16 protein-coding genes and 1 tRNA gene are annotated in these 19,561 nt (G+C 64.1%); 6 read left to right on the top strand and 11 right to left on the bottom strand.

Going from position 1 to position 19,561, the window contains the following annotated elements:
- Positions 1-360 precede the first annotated feature (360 nt).
- Entirely contained in the window at positions 361-912 is a 552-nt protein-coding gene (locus ACU4IU_RS00970; RefSeq protein WP_139466952.1) for a M48 metallopeptidase family protein, read from the top strand.
- Here the strand turns inward: ACU4IU_RS00970 and ACU4IU_RS00965 are convergent.
- Together ACU4IU_RS00965 and ACU4IU_RS00960 are read right to left on the bottom strand one after the other, a co-directional pair.
- On the bottom strand, positions 896-1,450 hold the full coding sequence (locus tag ACU4IU_RS00965) for an NUDIX hydrolase (RefSeq protein WP_139907689.1): 555 nt from the start codon (positions 1,448-1,450) through the stop codon (positions 896-898). The genes ACU4IU_RS00970 and ACU4IU_RS00965 overlap by 17 nt on opposite strands.
- Positions 1,451-2,887: a zinc-dependent metalloprotease gene (locus tag ACU4IU_RS00960; protein ID WP_139466954.1), complete on the bottom strand. Its 1,437-nt coding sequence runs from the start codon at positions 2,885-2,887 to the stop codon at positions 1,451-1,453. It abuts the gene before it with no gap.
- 171 nt (positions 2,888-3,058) lie between these two features.
- Between ACU4IU_RS00960 and ACU4IU_RS00955 the strand changes: the two genes are divergently transcribed.
- Positions 3,059-4,198, top strand: a complete 1,140-nt coding sequence (locus ACU4IU_RS00955; protein WP_139466955.1) for a YlbL family protein — start codon at positions 3,059-3,061, stop codon at positions 4,196-4,198.
- Entirely contained in the window at positions 4,198-7,218 is a 3,021-nt protein-coding gene (locus ACU4IU_RS00950; protein WP_139466956.1) for a UPF0182 family membrane protein, read from the top strand. The genes ACU4IU_RS00955 and ACU4IU_RS00950 overlap by 1 nt, the downstream gene beginning before the upstream one ends.
- Positions 7,219-7,726: 508 nt before the next feature.
- Here the strand turns inward: ACU4IU_RS00950 and ACU4IU_RS00945 are convergent.
- A tRNA-Met gene (locus ACU4IU_RS00945) sits at positions 7,727-7,800 on the bottom strand.
- A 161-nt stretch (positions 7,801-7,961) separates the two neighbouring features.
- Here ACU4IU_RS00945 and ACU4IU_RS00940 point away from each other — a divergent pair.
- Positions 7,962-8,510 (top strand): YceI family protein, encoded by a 549-nt coding sequence (locus tag ACU4IU_RS00940; protein ID WP_139466957.1) that lies wholly within the window; start codon positions 7,962-7,964, stop codon positions 8,508-8,510.
- A 218-nt stretch (positions 8,511-8,728) separates the two neighbouring features.
- Here ACU4IU_RS00940 and ACU4IU_RS00935 read toward each other — a convergent pair whose 3' ends face one another.
- Genes ACU4IU_RS00935 through ACU4IU_RS00915 form a run of 5 tightly spaced genes read right to left on the bottom strand, consistent with a single transcriptional unit; the run spans position 8,729 to position 13,733 of the window.
- A complete protein-coding gene (locus ACU4IU_RS00935) occupies positions 8,729-9,994 on the bottom strand; it encodes an aminotransferase class I/II-fold pyridoxal phosphate-dependent enzyme (protein ID WP_139466958.1) in 1,266 nt (421 codons plus the stop codon).
- Complete coding sequence (gene hisN, locus ACU4IU_RS00930) at positions 9,994-10,785, bottom strand: histidinol-phosphatase (RefSeq protein WP_139466959.1); 792 nt, start codon at positions 10,783-10,785, stop codon at positions 9,994-9,996. The genes ACU4IU_RS00935 and hisN overlap by 1 nt, the downstream gene beginning before the upstream one ends.
- Before the next feature lie 9 nt (positions 10,786-10,794).
- Positions 10,795-11,898, bottom strand: a complete 1,104-nt coding sequence (gene rsgA / locus ACU4IU_RS00925; protein WP_139466960.1) for a ribosome small subunit-dependent GTPase A — start codon at positions 11,896-11,898, stop codon at positions 10,795-10,797.
- A gap of 1 nt (position 11,899) precedes the next feature.
- Positions 11,900-13,243, bottom strand: a complete 1,344-nt coding sequence (gene aroA, locus ACU4IU_RS00920; RefSeq protein WP_219922131.1) for a 3-phosphoshikimate 1-carboxyvinyltransferase — start codon at positions 13,241-13,243, stop codon at positions 11,900-11,902.
- Complete coding sequence (locus ACU4IU_RS00915; protein ID WP_139907894.1) at positions 13,236-13,733, bottom strand: DoxX family protein; 498 nt, start codon at positions 13,731-13,733, stop codon at positions 13,236-13,238. Before ACU4IU_RS00915 ends, aroA begins: the two co-directional genes overlap by 8 nt.
- A 145-nt stretch (positions 13,734-13,878) precedes the next feature.
- Between ACU4IU_RS00915 and ACU4IU_RS00910 the strand changes: the two genes are divergently transcribed.
- Positions 13,879-14,535, top strand: coding sequence for a sigma-70 family RNA polymerase sigma factor (locus ACU4IU_RS00910; RefSeq protein ID WP_373284066.1), 657 nt, complete (start codon positions 13,879-13,881; stop codon positions 14,533-14,535).
- The gene (gene rsrA, locus ACU4IU_RS00905) at positions 14,532-14,789 is read left to right on the top strand and encodes a mycothiol system anti-sigma-R factor (protein ID WP_039210641.1); all 258 of its coding nucleotides are present in this window, start codon (positions 14,532-14,534) and stop codon (positions 14,787-14,789) included. Before ACU4IU_RS00910 ends, rsrA begins: the two co-directional genes overlap by 4 nt.
- Before the next feature lie 97 nt (positions 14,790-14,886).
- Here rsrA and ACU4IU_RS00900 read toward each other — a convergent pair whose 3' ends face one another.
- From ACU4IU_RS00900 to ACU4IU_RS00890, 3 genes are all read right to left on the bottom strand, one after another.
- Complete coding sequence (locus ACU4IU_RS00900; RefSeq protein ID WP_098731028.1) at positions 14,887-14,961, bottom strand: 50S ribosomal protein bL37; 75 nt, start codon at positions 14,959-14,961, stop codon at positions 14,887-14,889.
- A 174-nt stretch (positions 14,962-15,135) separates the two neighbouring features.
- Positions 15,136-15,750, bottom strand: a complete 615-nt coding sequence (locus tag ACU4IU_RS00895; protein WP_139466963.1) for a GDSL-type esterase/lipase family protein — start codon at positions 15,748-15,750, stop codon at positions 15,136-15,138.
- The gene (locus ACU4IU_RS00890; protein ID WP_139466964.1) at positions 15,747-19,469 is read right to left on the bottom strand and encodes a multifunctional oxoglutarate decarboxylase/oxoglutarate dehydrogenase thiamine pyrophosphate-binding subunit/dihydrolipoyllysine-residue succinyltransferase subunit; all 3,723 of its coding nucleotides are present in this window, start codon (positions 19,467-19,469) and stop codon (positions 15,747-15,749) included. The genes ACU4IU_RS00895 and ACU4IU_RS00890 overlap by 4 nt, the downstream gene beginning before the upstream one ends.
- Between the last annotated feature and the right edge of the window lie 92 nt (positions 19,470-19,561).

The raw sequence follows: 19,561 nt of genomic DNA, 5'->3' as shown, positions 1-19,561 counted from the left end.
TTCCGGGGTCAAGCATAGAACTTATTCCGCAAAAGCCTCCGCGTCAATGCACCGTCATGCACAGACACGTCAACAGCCTGTGGATAACCTGTGGGAATCGCCGTGGAGTCTGTGGAGGAAAGGCGCCTTGAGTGTCGATATGACTGTTGATAAACACGCTCCCGGGTCGGATCAGCTCCCGTTCTGCGGGGACTGCGTTCTCGGAGGCGGCTGTGGACGGGGGATTCGACCTCAACTTTTCGGCAGACTCAGGAAACTCACAAACTCCGAAGGCTGTTCGTCTTCAGAACCGCTGCAGAGACGCCGCCACGGTGCCGGTGGCACTGTCACCGTGTCAGTGCGGTTTCCTATGATGGTCCGGTGAGCAGAGCACAGCGGTGGAGTGAAGAAGAGGTGCTGCGGGCGATCGCCCGGGGTGAGATCGAAGTGCGTCGATCGGTACGGCGGAAGAAGACCGTCGCCGTCTCGAAGGAGGTCGAGACCTACGTGCTGCGCACTCCTGAGCGCTACAGCGTGGAGCGCAACATCCGTTCGCTGACGGATCTGTTCAATCGCCTCTCCGCCCGTGATCACTCGTCGGATGCCGACCTCGCCGAGCTGGCTGAGGAGATGAGCCGTCGTTTCTTCGGCGGCAGGCTGCGACCGACGTCGATCCGCTGGGTGACGAATCAGAATGTCAGCAGATGGGCGTCAACGACGACGTCGACGGGTGACATCCGCGTCTCCCATCGCCTGCAGGCCGTGCCGCGCTGGGTGCTGGAGACGGTCGTCGTCCATGAACTCGTCCATCTCCAGATCGGTCCCCACTCGAAGGAATTCCATGCATTGGCCGATCGCCATCCGCGGCAGACCGACGCAAAGATCTATCTCGAAGGATTCAGCGATGGGGAGCGTTTCAGGCGTGGGAGCTGAGCGCTGACACAGCGGAGCGGAAGAGGCCCGGCAGCCGGTCCGGCAGGTCGGGCATGAGGTCAGCGGGCAGTCGGTCCAGAGTGAACCAGGCGACGTCGAAGGACTCCTCCGACACATTCGGCGAATCGTCAGTCGAAGCCTGGGCTGCGAAGACGACGTCGAAGTGTCGGGTGCAGGTCCCGAACGCGGCCGAGAGGTCATGCACATGCACGTCGATGGGATCGGCAGTGACTCGTGCGAGCGGGCGCAGACCGCTTTCCTCTTCGGCCTCTCTGCGAGCGGCATCATGCAGCGAGGTGTCGACAGATTCGAGGTGTCCTCCGAACTGACCCCACAGCCCGGCCTTCCGGTGGTGGTTGAGCAGAACCGCCTCGGTGACCGGATCGATGACCAGACAGCTGGCTGTGAGATGGTGCTCACCGCCGGAGCGGTGCAGGGCATCGGCACCCTGCCGGTCGAATAGCTCCGCGAAGGACGCGGAGAATGAGTTCCGCGGTCCGCGCTCGACTTCCTGCCGGGCGGTATCGAGATCGATCATTCAGCGATCGTCGCGATCGTCGGAGCTGTCGTCGTCGGAGCTGCTGTCATCGGTCGGCGCAGAGTCGTTGCGATCCGTCTCTTCGGACTCTGTTTTCGCATCGCTGCCGCCGGCTCCCTCAAGTCCCTCGGCGAGAATGCGGGACAGGGCCTCATCGATGCTCGATTCGTTGGTCCATTCGGCCTGACGTCGCTCGGAATAGCCCAGCGGGTCGTCCAGATCCTGCGTGGTCGGCAGCAGATCCGGATGGGAGAACACGCGATCGCGGGCTTCGGCGCCGCCCTGCGTCTCGAGATACGCGAAGAGCGCGGCGGCATCGCGGAGGCGACGGGGGTTGAACTCGAGACCCACAAGGGTTGAGAAGGTCTTCTCCGCCGGTCCCGCGGTTGCCCGCCGACGGCGCAGCGCTTCGCGGATCTGATCGCGACCTGGCAGATGCTTGCACGCCTCATAGACGACGACGTCGACCCACCCGGCGATGACGGCGAGGAGGTTCTCCAAAGACGTCAGCGCCTTCCTCTGATCGTCTGTCGTCGGCGGGTTGAACAGTCCCTGGCGAATATTGTCGCTGAGGTCGGAGATGTTCGACGGATCGATGTTCGACGCCATGTCCTCGATCTGCGAGGTGTCGACCTTCAGTCCCTGCGCATAACGAGTCAGAGCGGTCTCGACCTGGGCGCTCAGCCACGGGGCGCGCTCGAACAGAGCGAGGTGGGCGAGCTCTTGAGCCGCGAGGTAGATGCGGACCTCGGAGACGTCGACGTCGATCTCGGAAGCGAACGTCTCGACGTTCTTCTCGATGACCACGGCAGTGTCGTGGGGCAGCAGCGGGAGTCCCACCTCGGTGCCGGTGAGGACGCTTTCGGACAGCGCGCCGACGGCCTGTCCGATCTGCATGGCGAACATCGAATCGCTCATCGATCCGAACATCGACGATGCGCCTGCGAGGATGCCCTTCATCTCGGCCGGGACCTGGGACTCGAGCGTGTCCGTCAGGGCCGAGGACATGTTCTCCTTGATGGGCAGCACGAACTTCTGCCAACCGGGCATCGTCTCCTTGACCCAGTCGGCTCGGCGCAGCGGACGGGCGGAGCGGTTGGCGACGGAGAAGTCGGTGGCCTCGGCGAGCCAGAGCTCGGCCAGACGGAACGCATCGGTCGTCGCCCGCTCAGCGTCCTCGGATACAGAGGGGTCGGGAGTCGGAACCGCCTTCTGAGCGATCGACACTGCCTGGGCCTGCGAATCGGCACCCTGCCCGAAGAGCCCCTGCATCTGATTCATGATCGTGGACATCATCGCCGGATCGATCGAGAAGCCCTGCGGCATGCCCGAACTGTTCTTGTCATCTCCCTGACCGGATCCGGGACCATTGGCGCCGAAGAGCATTCCGAAGATCTGCTCGAACGGATTCTGTTCGTTGTTGTTGTCATCGGTCATTGTTCTACAGCCCCCAAGAATCGGTTTGACATCAACGTTAACGGTTCCGAATGTGCGAAGCTTCCCAATTCCGGGAGGTTTCGCAGGATGTTCGCACCGGGCGAAAGGAGTCTGTGAAACGGACGCTGAGGTTTCAACTAGACTGGTGGGGCGGTGCAGCGAAAGGATTACATGACAGAGAACGCCCCTCGGGCCGTGCCGGCGTCACCGGCACCGACACGCGGCACCAAACGACGACGGACTCCACGTCTGGCCACGACCTCGGGCGTCCTCACCTACGTCTTCATCGCGCTGGCCGTGCTTCTGCCGGTTCCGTACATGCTTCAGCTGCCGGGACCGGTTTTCAACACCCTCGGCGACTACCAGGGCGACCCCATGATCAGCGTCTCCGGAGCCAAGACCTATCCGACTGCAGGCCGCATCGACATGCTCACCGTCGCCGTCAGCGGCGGACCCGGTCGCGACATCTTTGCCTCTCAGGCACTCGGCGCACTCATCAACGGCGAACAGACCGTCGTCCCCACGGAGGCGTACTACCCGCTGGACACCACTCGCGAGGACGTGACCGAATCGAATGCGGTCGAGATGTCCTCGAGCCAGGATGTCGCCATCGCCGCCGCCATGGGCCAGATGGACAAGTCGTACTCCGTGCATCTGTCGGTCGATGACGTCGTCGCCGATGCTCCGGCTCAGGGCAAGCTGCGCAAGGGAGACCGACTCATGTCGGTCAACGGCAAGAAGCTCGATTCCGATCCCCAGGCCGCGCAGATCATGAGCAGGACAGTGCAGGGGACGGACTCCGTCGAGCTCGGCATCGAACGCGACGGGAAATCGAAGACGATCTCCCTGACTCCCGCGAAGGTCGACGACCGCAAGGCGATCGGCATCACGATGAAGCAGGACTTCGAGTTCCCCGTCGACGTGAAGTTCAACGTCGACGGCGTCGGCGGTCCCTCAGCCGGGACGATGTTCGCGCTGGCCATCATCGATGAACTCACTCCCGGTGCGATGACAGGCGGCAAGCATGTGGCTGGCACGGGAGAGATCACCCCTGACGGAACGGTCGGCCCGATCGGCGGTGCTCGCCAGAAGGTGGCCGCCGCCACCGAGAAGGGAGCGACGCTGTTCCTCTCTCCCGCCGACAACTGCGCGGAGGTCATGGCCGCCGCGGACCAATCCAAGATCACGGTGGCGCGCATCGACACGCTCGATGACGCGCAGACCACCGTGGAGCAGTACGCCGCCGGCAACACTTCGGACCTGCCGAAATGTCCCGCCGATGGTGCCGACAACAATGAGAAAGGGCAGTAGTGAGCACCTCGTCCTCACCCACCTCCGCACGCATGCCGGCGAATCGGCCAAGACGTTCGCCGCTGCTGCTCACCCTCGTGTCTGTGGCGATCCTGCTGATCGCCTTCATCGCCTTCACCCAGGTCTACACCGAGGTGCTGTGGTTCCGCCAGATCGACGCGGCGAACGTCTTCCGAACCATGTGGCTCACCCGCGGGCTGACATTCCTCGGCGGATTCATCCTCATGGCCGTCCCGGTCTGGCTGAGTCTTCATCTGGCCTACCGCCATCGTCCGGTCTACGCGCCGACGACCCCGCGACAGGAGAACCTCGACCGTTATCGTGAGGCCATCGAGCCTCTGCGTCGGGTCGCGACGATCGCGATTCCCGCGGTCATGGGTGTCCTCGCCGGCATCACCGCCTCGGCGCATTGGAACACGATCCTCGAATGGATCAACTCGACGTCCTTCGGCTCGAAGGATCCTCAGTTCGGTCTCGACAAGTCGTTCTTCGTCTTCGTCCTTCCTGGCCTGCGCCTCATCGGCAACCAGCTTGGCATGGCGCTGCTCTTGGCGCTCATCGCCGCCCTCGTCGCCCATTACCTCTTCGGCGGAATCCGTCCGGGGGAGCAGAAGGGCGTCATCCTGACGAAGGCTGCCCAGTGGCAGCTGGGCATCACCGTGGCGGTTCTCGTCATCGTTCAGGCCGGTCGGCTGTGGCTCTCCCGCTACGACCGGATGACCGCTGCCGGCGGGATCGTCCCCGGCGTCACCTACGTCGATGATCATGCCGCCCTGCCGGCCATGGCGATCGTTGCCATCGCCGCCGTCCTGGTCGCACTGCTGTTCGTCTACACCGCGTGGAAGGGCAACTGGCGGATCTCGATCATCGCCACGCTCACCCTTATCGTGCTCGGCGGCGTTTCGATCATCGCGTACCCGGCCCTGCTTCAGCAGTTCCAGGTCAATCCGTCGCAGCAGAGCAAGGAATCTGACTACATCCAGCACAACATCGATGCCACGCGCGATGCGTTCGACTTCGATGACATCGAAGTGACTCCGTACTCGCCGAGCACCACTGGCAAGAAGGGCGACCTGCGCAAGGACGCCGAGACCGCGGCGTCGATCCGTCTGCTGGACCCGAACCTCGTCTCGGACACCTTCCGGCAGCTGCAGCAGGTGCGACCGTACTACTCGTTCCCGCAGAAGCTCGACGTCGACCGCTACAACATCGACGGAGACATGCGCGACACCGTCATCTCGGTGCGTGAACTCGCCCCGAGTTCGGTGAACAACCAGAGCTGGTTCAACCGGGCGATCGTCTACACCCACGGATTCGGTGTGGTCGCAGCCAACGGCAACCAGCGCAACCCGGACGGCGAGCCGCTGTTCATGGAGTCGGATATTCCGCCGAAGGGCGAGTTCCCCGACTACGAGCCGCGTGTGTACTTCGGAGAGTCATCTCCGGACTACTCGATCGTGGGCGCCCCGAAGGGCGCGACTCCGCGTGAGCTCGACTACCCCTCCGATGAGAAGAGCGGCTCCGGCCAGGTCAACAGCACCTTCTCCGGTGACGGCGGACCGTCGGTGGGCAATGTGTTCAACCGCCTCGCCTACGCCCTGAAGTTCCAGGACGAGCAGATCCTTCTCTCGGACGCGCTGAACGACGAGTCCCAGATCCTCTACGATCGTCACCCGCGCGAGCGTGTGGAGAAGCTCGCACCCTTCCTCAAGGTCGACGGAGATCCGTACCCGGCCGTCGTGGACGGGAAGATCAAGTGGATCCTCGACGGCTACACCACTGCCGAGGACTACCCGTACTCGACACCGCAGCCGCTCCAGCAGGCCACCGAGGATTCGACCACGGCGTCGGCTCCGAATTCGGTGGCGACTCTGCCGGACGATGAGGTCAACTACATCAGGAACTCGGTGAAGATCACCGTCGATGCCTACGACGGTTCCGTCGACATGTACCAGTGGGACAAGGACGATCCGGTCCTGAAGACCTGGATGAAGGTGTTCCCCGGACTCATCAAGTCGTCCTCGGAGATGTCCGGCGATCTGATGAGCCACGTCCGGTACCCGGAAGACATGTTCAAGGTCCAGCGCGACCTGCTCACGAAGTACCATGTCACCTCCGCCAGTGAGTTCTACTCCGGTCAGGACTTCTGGACCCTGCCGACCGACCCGACGACGAAGGCGAGCAGCGGACTGACGCAGCCGCCGTTCTACATGACCCTGCAGATGCCGGGCCAGCAGTCGCCGTCCTTCTCGCTGACGAGCTCGTATATCCCGGCTCGATCGTCCGAGGGGCAGTCGAGAAACAACCTCACCGGGTTCCTCTCTGCCGATGCCGATGCCGGCAATAAGAAGGGCGAGACAGCCGAGGGCTACGGCAAGCTGCGGCTGCTGCAGCTTCCGCGCAACACCACTGTGCCCGGACCTGGTCAGGCTCAGAACAACTTCAACACCGCACCCGATGTGCAGCGCAGTCTGAACCTGCTGCGTCAGGGTGAGTCCGAAGTCGAGAACGGCAACCTGCTGACTCTGCCGATCGGCGGCGGTCTGCTGTACGTCCAGCCGGTCTATGTCCGGTCTGCCGGTGAGACCTCCTATCCGCTGCTGCAGCACGTGCTCGTGGCCTTCGGTGAGGACATCGGGTTCGCTCCGACCCTCGACGAGGCGCTCGACCAGGTGTTCGGCGGAGACTCCGGAGCCTCGGCCGGTGACGCCGGAACCGAGGACAGCGGAGACGGCGAGTCGGGATCGACCTCCGGCGGAGAGGACGCGGATTCGAAGTCCGGCTCGCCGGACAAGGCTCTCAACGATGCTCTGCAGGAGGCGAAGAAGGCCATGGAGGACTCCGATGCCGCGCTGAAGGACGGCGATTTCGCGGAGTACGGAAAGGCTCAGGATCGCTTGAAGAAGGCACTTGAGGATGCCGTCGCCGCTGACCCGTCGCTGGCCGAGGATGCGGCGGGCAAGGAATCCTCCGCTCCTGCCTCGGAGCCGGCTGACGAAGGCGGCGACTCGGGCAACTGAGTCGGAGGCGAACCGGTACGGCGCTGAGAGGCCGTGCCGACCGAGTTCGGACTTTCCGCGACGAACGCCCCTGGGACATCCCAGGGGCGTTCGTCGTTCGCAATGGATTCGCCGGAGGTGAGACCGGCGTCGCTCGCTTCTCTGGACGCACTCGCAGCGCTGCGTCAGCCTAGGTGCGCGGTATCTGTCTGAGGTGCTGCGTCAGCTGAGGGCAACGCACCTGTCTGAGGCGCTGCGTCAGTCCGAGATTCGGCATCGGCTTGATGCGAGATGAAGGCTGTGCGGTGAAACAGACCGTGCGCTCTGCAGATCGTCATCTGCCTGGGTGCTTGATGGCGTTCGACGTGCCGAGCGCTCGAGTTGCCGTCACTGTATCGAGTTATGCGGCGAGCGGTCGACGCTGAGCCGAGCGGTCGGTAGGGAATCGGCTCTGCAAAGTCGGTCGGCAAGGGGTGTGAATGAGAAGAACCCCCAGTCAGAGAACTGACTGGGGGTTCTGCCGCTATCGTGGCGGGGGAGGGATTTGAACCCCCGACCTCCGGGTTATGAGCCCGGCGAGCTACCGAACTGCTCCACCCCGCGGCGTGTTCTTAACTTTACACGAGGGGTCACCTGGCGGCCAAACCGAATACAGGTGACCTCCGCCACATGGTCACTTGCCGTTCATCTGCAGCGGTTGCATCTGGTTGAAAGTTGAACTATAGTCATTCTTGTACTTCAAATTTCAACCAAAAGGAGAAATCATGACTGCTCTGCCTCAGGGACTCACCGCCGGAACCTGGAACATCGACCCCATCCACTCGGAGTTCACCTTCACCGCTCGCCACGCGGGCGTCTCGAAGGTCCGCGGCCACTTCGAAGAGATCGCCGGCAGCGTGAACGTCGGTGAGACCCTCGAAGACAGCGCCGTGTCCGCCGAGGCCTCAGCGAACTCGATCAACACCCGCAACGAACAGCGCGACGGTCACCTCAAGAGCGGTGACTTCTTCCTCGCGGAGGAACACCCGAAGCTGAGCTTCAAGTCGACCGCGATCAAGGCCGACGGCGCCGATGAGTTCGAGACCGTCGGCGAACTGACGATGCGCGGCGTGACCAAGGAAGTCGCCTTCGCCACCGAATTCGCAGGAGTTGCCACCGATCCGAACGGCAACCAGGTCGCCGGCCTCTCGGCCACCGCCACGGTCAACCGCAAGGACTTCGGAATGTCCTTCGAAGCCGTCCTCGGCGGAGGAGAGCTTCTCGTCTCCGACAAGATCAAGATCGAACTCGAACTGGAGCTCGTCAAAGCCTGATATGCCCTGAGCTGGGCTGCTGATCGGCGCGTGCGCCGACACGGAGCCAGACTCAGCGGGCAGCGTCGCTGCCCGAGACAGAAGGGACGAACCGTCTATGCGGTTCGCCCCTTCTGGCGTCTTTGGGCGCCGCGACTCCTGTCCCTCGGCGCGGCGATGCCCGTGCCGTCCCGCGTATCAGGAACTCATTGTGCCTCGACCACGAAAGCCAGCGATACTCAGTTCCTCCGACGCAGCGCGTCCGGGTGCTCCCGCAGGTGCCCTCCGAGTGCGTTGAATAGCTGTGCGCCCTTGTCGACATCGGCAACGGACTTACAGAACGAATATCGGATCGAGGACCTATAGGCCTCATACGCCGGGCTGCCCTGCCTGCACAGAGCGGGTACGGGAATTCCGACCAAGGAGAATTCTCTGGCCAGCAGCTCATTGAGCTCGAAGGCATCGCGATCCGTCAGCGCAGAGAAGTCAACCACTGTGAAATAGCCGGCGCGCGGAGTGGACACTTCAGCGCCCGGCACCGAGCGACAGGCGGGCACGAGGACATCGGCGCGTGCCCGCAGCGAAGCTCGGTTCTCGGCGACGAACTGCGAATCGCCGTCCAGCATATCGGCCATTCCGATCTGCATCGGACCGCCGGCCGTGAACGACAGGAACTGCTTGACGGTCTGAATGGCCTGGCGAACCTCGGGAGAGGCGATGACCCAGCCGATCTTCCATCCTGTCGTGTTCCATGATTTGCCCGCCGAGGAGACCGTGACGACGCGTGCAGAATCCTCGATGGCAACTGCGGGAGGCACATGCCCCAGATCAGTGAGGACGAGCTGCTCGTAGACTTCATCGGAGAGTACCCAGGCGTCGACCGCCTCGGCGGCTCGTCCGATCCGGCCGAGATCAGCGGCAGAGAAGATGAACCCGGTGGGATTGTGCGGAGTGTTGACGAGGATGATCGCCGGATCGACCTCGGCGATCACTCGGTCGAAAGTCTCCCAGTCCGGGGCGAAGTCACCACGGCCATCGGGCAGGATCGGCACCGTGTGCAGTGTTCCGCCGGCGGCGGCGATCGCCGCCGGATAGGAGTCGTAGAACGGTTCGAAGGCGACGAGAGAGCCGCCCGGCGGCAGCAGTGCGAGGATCGCGGCGGTCAGGCCCTCCGTGGCGCCCGCAGTGTAGAGCACCTCGTCCGGATCGACGTGCTGTCCGAAATCGCGTCCGCGTTGAGCGCCCACAGCTTCGAGCAGCTGCGGGTATCCCTGACCGGGGGCGTACTGATTGAAACCGGCCCGCATCGCCTCTTCCGTTGCGGCGATGAGCTCGTCCGGAGGCTCCGTGCCCGGAGCGCCCTGTCCGAGGTTGACGGCTCCGACCTCGGCGGCGAACTTCGTCATCTGCCCGTAGATCGTCTCACCGATCGACCCGTCCGGATTCGTGAGCCCTGCGGCCTCGGCCATCTCATGCCACAGCGGGGCTCCCATGATGTCCGGCATCAGGAGACCTCCGCGGGAGCGACCCGACCGAGTCGGTCGAGTGCGGCTTCATGGAGGCGAGAATTGCTGGCCAGGGCATTGCCGCCGAAGGGCCCCGGAAGTCCGGCCGTGTTCGTGAAGGTGCCTCCGGCTTCGAGGACGATGGGTACGAGCGCTCCCATATCGTAGAGCGCGAGCTCGGGCTCGCAGGCGAGGTCGACAGCACCCTCGGCGAGCAGCATATAGGAGTAGAAGTCGCCGTATCCGCGAGTGCGCCACAGCGAATCGCAGAGATCGAGGAACTCATCGAGGATGCCGAGTTCCTTCCAGCCCGACAGCGACGAATACGACAGGGACGCATCGGCGAGAGAATCGACGGATGACACAGCGATGCGTTCGGCCGGGGACCCGAGCTCGGTCGCGTAGGCGCCCTGGCCCGTTACTGCCCACCATCGGCGACCGAGCGCGGGAGCGGAGACGACTCCCAGCAGCGGCTGGTCACCGTCGTAGAGGGAGATCAGCGTCGCCCACACCGGCACCCCGCGCACGAAGTTCTTCGTTCCGTCGATGGGATCGATGATCCACCGTCGCGATGACTGCCCGTGTGCACCGAATTCCTCACCGAGCACGCTGTCATCGGGTCGAACCTCTGTGAGGCGATCCATGATCGCCTTCTCCACCGCACGGTCGCATTCGGTGACCGGGGTGAGATCGGGTTTGGTTTCGACGGCGAAGTCCTGTGCCCGGAAGTGCGGGTGGCTGATGGCATCGGCGAGATCGGCGAGTTCGATCGCCAAGTCGAGGTCGTTCATGCCTCCAGCCTATCCAGTCGAGGGCAGCAGCCGGCGCAGGGACTCCAGCCGTGAGACTCCTCCCGGTCCGGCCTTGCCGTCGGCCACCCATTCATCGAGTCGGCAGCCGGGAGAGTCCGCGAGGTGAGTGCATCCGCGGGGGCAATCGGCCGTGGCCTCGACGAGTTCGGGGAAGGCGGAGAGCAGGGTCTCCCGGTCCACATGGGCCAGGCCGAAGCTACGCACTCCCGGGGTGTCGATGAGCCATCCGCCGCGTTCCAACGGCAGGCACACGGCCGAGGACGAGGTGTGACGTCCGCGTCCGGTCACGTCGTTGACATGGCCCGTCGCGCGCTCGGCGGCGGGAACGAGAACGTTGGTCAGCGTGGATTTGCCCACCCCGGAATGGCCGACGAGGACGCTGATGCGTCCACGGAGACGCTCGGCCACCTCGGCGTGAGGTTCTGTCTCGTCGCGGGCCGCATCGTTCGCGGCGATTGTCGTATCGGTCGGCTCGGCGTCGGGATCGATGGAGGATTCGACGATGTCGATCCCGGACGCGGAGAAGCGTTCCTTCAGCTCCGTCGCCGGGCGCAGATCGGTCTTCGTCACGATGAGCAGGGGAGTGATCCCGGCATCGAAGGCCGCGACGAGTGCGCGATCGATGAGACCGAAAGAGGGATCCGGGTCCACGGTGGCCGTGACGATGCCCATGACGTCGACGTTGGCGACGAGGACGCGCTCGGTCGGGTCGGTGTCATCGGCGCTGCGGCGCAGCAGGGTCTGCCGTTCGGTGATCTCCACGAGCCTGGCCAGGGTCCCCTCGGCCCCCGAGGTGTCGCCGACGAGGCGGACGACGTCTCCGGGAACGATCGCCTGCTTGCGCAGGTGCGAGGCGCGCACCGCCGTCACCGAGGTGGCCCCCCGTGACCGCTTCCCCTTCTTCCGAATCGGGGGACTCGACGGGAAGTTCCCGTCGTCGTCAGCGAGGATGACCCGGTACCGGCCCCGATCGACCGCGGTGACCAGGCCCGATACAGCGTCTTTGTGGTCAGGGCGGTTCTTCGTCCGCGGTCGTGAACCGCGTCGGTTCGGCCGGGGGCGGTAGTCCTCATCGCGAAAGATCTTCGCCATATCAGGCTCCGGGGGTGAGCATGGCTTCCCACAGCTGGGTGAAGGCAGGCAGAGTCTTGGCCACGGTGCCGGCGTTCTCGATGACCATTCCGTCATTGCGCAGGGCGAGGACGGCACCGGCCATGACCATGCGGTGGTCGTGGTAGGTATGCCACAGCGCCGGGCGCAGGTGTGTGGTGCCGGTGATCGTCAGTGCCTCGGCGTGCTCGACGACATCGACGCCGATGGCACCGTACTCTCTGGTCAGAGCCGCCAGACGGTCGGTCTCGTGCCCACGCAGATGCCCGATTCCGCGCAGCTGCGACGTTCCTTCTGCCATAGCTGCGAGAGCCGAGACCACTGGGGTGAGCTCGCCGACGGCCGACAGGTCGAGATCGACAGCGGTGAGCCGGTCCGGGCCCTGCACGTGCAGTCCTTCCCTATCGAGGCGCACCGTGGCTCCGAACGCCTCGGCGATCTCGCGGAAGCCGTCACCTGCCTGCGTGGTGTGCACGGGCCAGTCGGCGATGGTCACGGATCCGGCGGTGGCCACGGCCGCCGCTGCGAAGGCTGCGGCATTGGACAGGTCGGGTTCGACCTGCACGTCGAGACCGCGCGGAAGTCCTGGTTCGACGATCCAGCGCTCGGGTTCGGGCTCGCTGATGTCGACGCCCGCGTCGCGGAGGACTTCGATCGTCATATCCACATGCGTTCGGCTGGGCACCGAGTCCGCAGTGTTGGTGAGTTCGAGTCCCAAAGGCATGACGGGAGCGGCGAGGAGCAGACCAGAGACGAATTGGCTGGAGGCGCTGGCATCGATGCCGAGGTGGCCTCCGCGCAGCTGAGAGTCGGCGTGGATCGTCATCGGCAATGTGCTCGCTGCGGAGGTGATCGACGCACCGAGCTCCCGCAGCGACTCGATCGTCACCGACATCGGCCGCACGCGGGCCTGTTCGTCGCCGTCGAGGACGACCTCACGACCGGTGAGCGCGGCAAGTGGGGGGATGAAGCGCATCACGGTTCCGGCGAGACCGCAGTCGATGGTGATCGGTGCGGAGTCCTGTGCAGCTGCGTCTGTGGGTACGTGTCCGTCCGGGAAGGGGATCGGCTCGATGTGGAGCTCATCGCCGTCTTCGTCGATCACGGCGCCGAGACGACGCAGGGCGTCGACCATGAGCAGGGTGTCGCGGCTGCGAAGCCATCCCCTGAGATCGGATCCGGAACGGGCGAGAGCCGCAAGGATGAGATAGCGGTTCGTCAGAGACTTGGAACCGGGAACGGTCACAGTGGCAGAGACGGCGGAACCGGCGACCGGCGGCTGCCAGTCGCCGGTCGCCGGGGGAGTGTGCGTGGAGATGTCAGTCAACTCCGAGTGCGCTCAGAGCCTGCTTCGAGGTGTCTTCCACGCTCGACCACAGGTCTTCGGCCGCGTGCTGGGTCCGCCACCACAGGCCGGGGCGTCCAGCAGTGTCGACGGCGGCGAGCAGGGCACCGCCGAGCATCGAGGTCCGCAGAAGAGTGCGTTCGTTGCGAGCCTTCTTCTCCTCCTTCGACGTCGTCTTGTCAGCAGACAGACGTTCACCGACGGTGTCGAGCAGGTAGGTGCCGACGAGGATCGATGCGCTGAGGCGGGGGAAGCGTCCGATGGCGAGCATCGAACCGGCAGCGACCTGTGCAACACCGGTGGCTCGGGCGAGAGTCACTGCGTCGACGGGGACGTCGACCTGCTTGCGAGCCTGGTTGAGGAGCGGGCCGACCGATGCGGCCGCTGCCTCCGGCTTGCGCAGTCGTTCGACGCCGTTGAGGATGTAGCCGGCGGCCAGCATGGGCCGTGCGATAAGACGAATGGGAGACACAGTGGTCCTTCCTACGTGGCGGTCATCTCACTGGCAAGCATAACTGCTGAGGTGGGAATAGTGGGACGTCGGTCCGATGTTGTACGGGGTGAAGCCATTCGACGGGTGCACCCGTCGGGAAGTCGACAGGCAGAAGGAGAAGTCTATGAGCGCCACTGCCGTCCTGGAGAGAACGGGCGTACCATTGACTGCGATGACCGAATCAGTCAAAGAAGCCCCCGAAACCGACGCCGAGAGGTCGGCGCGTTTCGAACGGGATGCTCTGGAATATGTCAATCAGCTCTACGCAGCTGCTCTGCGTATGACCCGGAATCCGGCCGACGCCGAAGACCTCGTCCAGGAAGCCTACGCGAAGGCGTATGCCGCCTTCCACCAGTACAAGCCCGGAACCAACCTCAAAGCCTGGCTGTACCGGATCCTGACGAACACCTTCATCAACAACTACCGCAAGAAGCAGCGTCAGCCGCAGGAACACGGCAGCGAAGACATCGAGGACTGGCAGATCGCACAGGCGAACAGCCACTCGTCCTCCGGCGGTCGTTCCGCCGAACTCGAAGCCCTCGACCACCTTCCCGACTCCGACGTCAAGGAAGCACTCTCGGCACTGCCCGAAGACTTCCGCATGGTCGTCTACTATGCCGATGTCGAAGGACTGCCGTACAAGGAGATCGCCGAGATCATGGAGACGCCGATCGGCACTGTGATGTCCCGACTGCACCGCGGTCGCCGACAGCTGCGAGAGATGCTGGCCGACTATGCCGCCGAGCGCGGTTTCGTGAGTCCAGAGGGAGGTGCGAAATGAGCGACGAAGGATGCTGCGAAAGCGTCAGGACCGAGTCACTGATGCGCATCTACCACTACCTGGACGGAGAACTGACGACGACGGAGATCCGCGAGATCTCGATCCACCTCGAACAGTGCCCGTCGTGTCATGACGAGTACGAGATCGAAGCGCTGCTCAAAGAGCTCGTGCGTCGTTCGTGCAGCCACGACCGTGCCCCGATGGGACTGCGAGAGAAGATCCGGCAGCGGATCGCGCTCGAACAGAACTCCTGACCGGCGCCCAGGCACAGGGGAGTCCACGGACACAACGAAGGCGGGAAGAGATTCGAATCTCTTCCCGCCTTCGTCATTCACCGAACGTATCAGCGAATCATGCGTTTGGACGCTTGCCGTGGTTTGCTTTCTTACGGCGGCGATCGCGACGCTTACGGCCACGCTTGCTCATTGTGCCCTCCTTTGATAGACGCTCAATTGTCTCATGATCACCCGAGCAGAGCAAAGTCGGACCAGGTCACCCGCCTTGCCGAATTCGTCTGACAAGATGATGCGACTGTCACGGCTGAGCTCTTCGTCGGCCGGGCACCCGCAGAGATCTTCGGTCGGGCACCTCATCGACGGCTCAGCTGTCGCCGAGGACGTCCTGGACTCCCAGCCAGTTGAACCAGCCGCGATGGAGAACCAGCCAGGCCAACAGACCGTATCCTTCCTGCGCCGGCAGATGGTCCCGCGACGATGCGACCTCGCGCTGCCACACGGGATGGCCGAGGAGGGGCGTGAAGGTGTCGACATAGGTGATGCCGCGCCGCTTGGCCACATCGGAGAAGCTGGCATTGAGCTCGGCGATGCGACGGTTGCGGTCACCGTCGTGTTCAGGCGGAGGGCCCAGCACGAACGTCGAGACCTTCCGAGCCAACGCCTCGTCGAGGATGTTGGCCACATCGAGCCGGGCCCTGGCCACCGAACGCCCCGAATCGAGATCCCCGGACCCCAGAGCCAGCACCAGACGATTGTCCCCTTCCCGAGTGAACCGCAGGGACGCCTCGGCGATGGTCCGACCGTGAAGACCAGCCGAATCCTCGGCCGGCACGGCCAGGGGATACACCTTGAGTTCAGGCAGACTCGGCAGAGTCCTCGCCGTCACCCGACCGACCCACCCGAGGCCACGGCCATCGCCGTGGCCGGCGACCAAAGGGCCTCCGACCACGGCGATGGTTGTGGTGACGTCGCTGCTCACCGGCTGAAGATCCGGTCGACGAGTTCCTTCTGCTGAGCTTCGTGGAAGTGCTTGAGCCCGGTCGAGGTGGCGGCAGAAGCGGCACGGGAGATGACCTTGACCTCACGGCCGCCGAGGAGCTCGGGCAGGTGCAGTGCCATGAACGGCCATGCACCCTGGTTCTCCGGCTCTTCCTGGGCCCAGACGATCTCGGCATCGGCCGGGAAGCGGTCGAGCACAGCGGTGATGGCCGCCTCGTCGAGCGGGTAGAGCTGCTCGAGGCGGACGAGCGCCATCTTCGTGTCGTTGTCCTTCTCCCGCTTGGCTTTGAGCTCCCAGTAGAGCTTGCCGGAGACGAGGACGACGCGCTCGACCTGCGAGGCATCGACGTCCGTATCGTCGATGACGGCCTGGAACCTGCCCGAGGTGAAGTCCTCCGGCGAGTTCGCGGCAGCCTTGAGGCGCAGCATCGACTTCGGGGTGAAGACGATGAGCGGACGCTTGTTCGTCGTCGAGGCGTGGCGACGCAGCAGGTGGAAGTACGAGGCGCCCGAGGACGGGTAGGCCACCGTCATATTGTTCTCCGCGCACAGCTGGAGGTAACGCTCGATGCGACCCGAGGAATGGTCGGGTCCCTGTCCCTCATAGCCGTGGGGCAGGAGCATGACGACACCGGAGTTCTGCTGCCACTTCTGCTCGGAGGAGGAGATGAACTCGTCGATGACGGTCTGCGCACCCTGTGCGAAGTCACCGAACTGAGCCTCCCACGCCACGAGGGCGTCCTTGCGTTCGACGGAGTAGCCGTATTCGAAGCCGACAGCGGCGTACTCGCTGAGCAGGGAGTCGTAGACCCAGAATCGAGCCTGCTCCTCGGTGAGGTTCTGCAGCGGCGTCCATTCGTTGCCGTTGACCGAGTCGATGAGCACCGAGTGGCGCTGGACGAAGGTCCCGCGACGGGAGTCCTGACCTGCCAGCCGCACCGGCACGCCGTCCATGAGCAGCGAACCGAAGGCCAGCAGCTCGGCGAAGCCCCAGTCGATTCCGCCCGACAGCGACATCTCCTTGCGCTTCTCGAGCAGCGCCCGCAGCTTCTTGTGAACCGTGAAGCCCTCGGGGATCTCGGTGAAGGCCTCGCCGATGCGCTGCAGCGTCTCGGGACTGATGGCCGTCTCGGCATCGTTGAAGGTCTCGATGTCGCTGGGCTCGTAGGGAGCGTTGAACGCTTCTCCGTCGTAGGAGCCGGTCTCGGCTTCCTTGGTCTCGGCGAAAGCCGATTCCAGCTTGGACTGGTAGTCCTTGAGCGCCTCGGCGGCCTCTTCGTCGGTGATGCACTTCCTGCCGACGAGGGATTCGGTGTAGAGCTTGCGCACCGAGCCCTTCTTCTCGATGAGGGAGTACATCGTCGGCTGGGTCATCGACGGATCGTCGCCCTCGTTGTGGCCGCGGCGGCGGTAGCACACGAGGTCGATGACGACGTCCCGGTTGAATTCCTGGCGGTATTCGAAGGCCAGGCGGGCCGCCCGGACGACGGCTTCGGGGTCATCGCCGTTGACGTGGAAGATCGGGGCGTTGATCGACTTGGCGACGTCCGTGCAGTAGAACGAGGACCGCGCCGAGGCGGGGGGAGTGGTGAACCCGACCTGGTTGTTGATGATGACGTGGACCGTTCCGCCGGTGCGGTAGCCGCGCAGCTCGGAGAGGTTGAGCGTCTCGGTGACCACACCCTGTCCGGCGAATGCGGCATCGCCGTGGACGAGGACCGGCAGTACGGTGAAGCCGGACTCGCCCTGGTCGACGAGATCCTGCTTGGCGCGCACGATGCCCTCGAGGACCGGATCGACGGTCTCGAGGTGGCTGGGGTTGGCCGCGACGTAGACGCCGGTGGTGTTGCCTGCCGGCGAGGTGAACGAACCCTTGGTGCCCAGGTGGTACTTCACATCGCCGGAGCCCTGGACGCTGTCCGGGGACATGGTTCCGTCGAACTCACGGAAGATCTGCGCATAGGACTTGCCGGCGATGTTCGTCAGCACGTTGAGGCGACCACGGTGGGCCATGCCGATGGCGACCTCGTCGAGGCCGGTGTCGGCGGACTGGTTGAGGATCTCGTCGAGCAGGACGATCGCAGATTCTCCGCCTTCGAGGCTGAAGCGCTTCTGTCCGATGTACTTCGTCTGGAGGAAGGTCTCGAAGGCCTCGGCGGCGTTGAGACGACCGAGGATGTGTCCCTGCTCCGAACGGGTGAGTTCCTGATGCGGGACCTCGATCTTCGACTGGAACCAACGGCGCTGGACCGGGTCGGCGATGTGCATGTATTCGAAGCCGGTGGTCCGGCAGTAGCTCTCACGCAGCAGTCCGAGGATGTTGCGGAAGGGCATCATCGGCTTCGATCCGAACCCGCCGGTGGGGAACTCGCGTTCGAGATCCCACAGGGTCAGACCGTGCTGATTGATGTCGAGATCCGGGTGGGACCGCTGACGATAGACGAGAGGATCGATATTGGCCATGAGGTGACCGCGCGTGCGGTAGGCATCGATGAGTTCGATGACGCGTGCGGTCTTGTTGACGTCGTCCTGGTCTTCGGCCGAGACGTCGGGAACCCAGCGCACCGGCTCGTAGGGCAGGCGCAGGGATTCGAAGACATCGTCGTAGAAGCCGTCTTCGCCGAGCAGGTAGCTGTGGACGAGCTTGAGGAACTCGCCCGAACCGGCTCCCTGGATCACGCGGTGATCGTAGGTCGAGGTCAGGGTCAGCACCTTGGACACGGCCAGAGAGTTGATGGTCTGCTGGCTGGCACCCTGGAACTCGGCGGGGTAGTCGAGCGCGCCGACACCGATGATGCAGCCTTGGCCCTTGGTCAGACGCGGAACGGAGTGGACCGTGCCGATTCCGCCGGGGTTCGTCAGCGAGACCGTGGTGCCGGCGAAGTCGTCGGCGGTGAGCTTGCCCTGCCGTGCCTTGTCGACGAGGCCGTCGTAGGCGTCGACGAACTGGCGGAAGGTCAGCGTCTCGGCCTTCTTGACGTTGGGCACCAGCAGGGTGCGTGATCCGTCCTTCTTCGGCACGTCGATGGCGAGGCCGAAGTTGATGTGGGCGGGGGAGACCATCACGGGCTTGCCGTCGCGGACGTCGTAGGAGACGTTCTGCGAGGGGAAGTTCTGCAGGGCGCGGATCACGGCGAATCCGATGAGGTGGGTGAAGGAGACCTTCCCGCCTCGGGTGCGCTTGAGGTGCGAGTTGATGACGATCCGGTTGTCGATGAGCGCCTTGGCAGGCAGGGCCCGGACCGAGGTGGCGGTCGGGACTTCGAGCGACTCATCCATGTTCTTGGCGATGAGCTTCGCGGGGCCGCGCAGGGGAGTGATCGTCTCCTCCGGTGCGGGCTTCGGTGCGGCTTCCTTCGCGGTGACCTTCGGCACGGACTTGGTCTCTGCCTTCAGCGTCTCGGACTCAGCCGAAGACGGGGAGACGCCGCGAGAGGTCTCACGGGAGGTCGCCGGGGCTGCAGCTGAAGCAGGGGCCTTGGCATCCGACTTATTCGCGGCCGGCTTCGCCTCCTGCTTGGCGGCGGGCTCGGCAGCGGACTGAGCGCCTCCGCCGTTCTTCTCGTACTTGTCGAAGAAGGGCCACCAGGACTGGTCGACCGAATTCTTATCTGACTTGTACTGCTCATACAATTCCTCGACCAGCCACTCATTCGACCCGAAGTCTTCAACGGTGCGGTTCGGAGTATTGACGGACACGGCGTTGATCGCCTACTTCCTGATTCAAGACTTGCTGCTTAACGACATCTCCAAGCCTAACGTGATGTGCCATCGAATGTGCAGTTAAGGGA

Source organism: Brevibacterium sp. CSND-B09, assembly GCF_052906525.1.
This window is presented reverse-complemented; position numbering and strand designations above follow the sequence as displayed.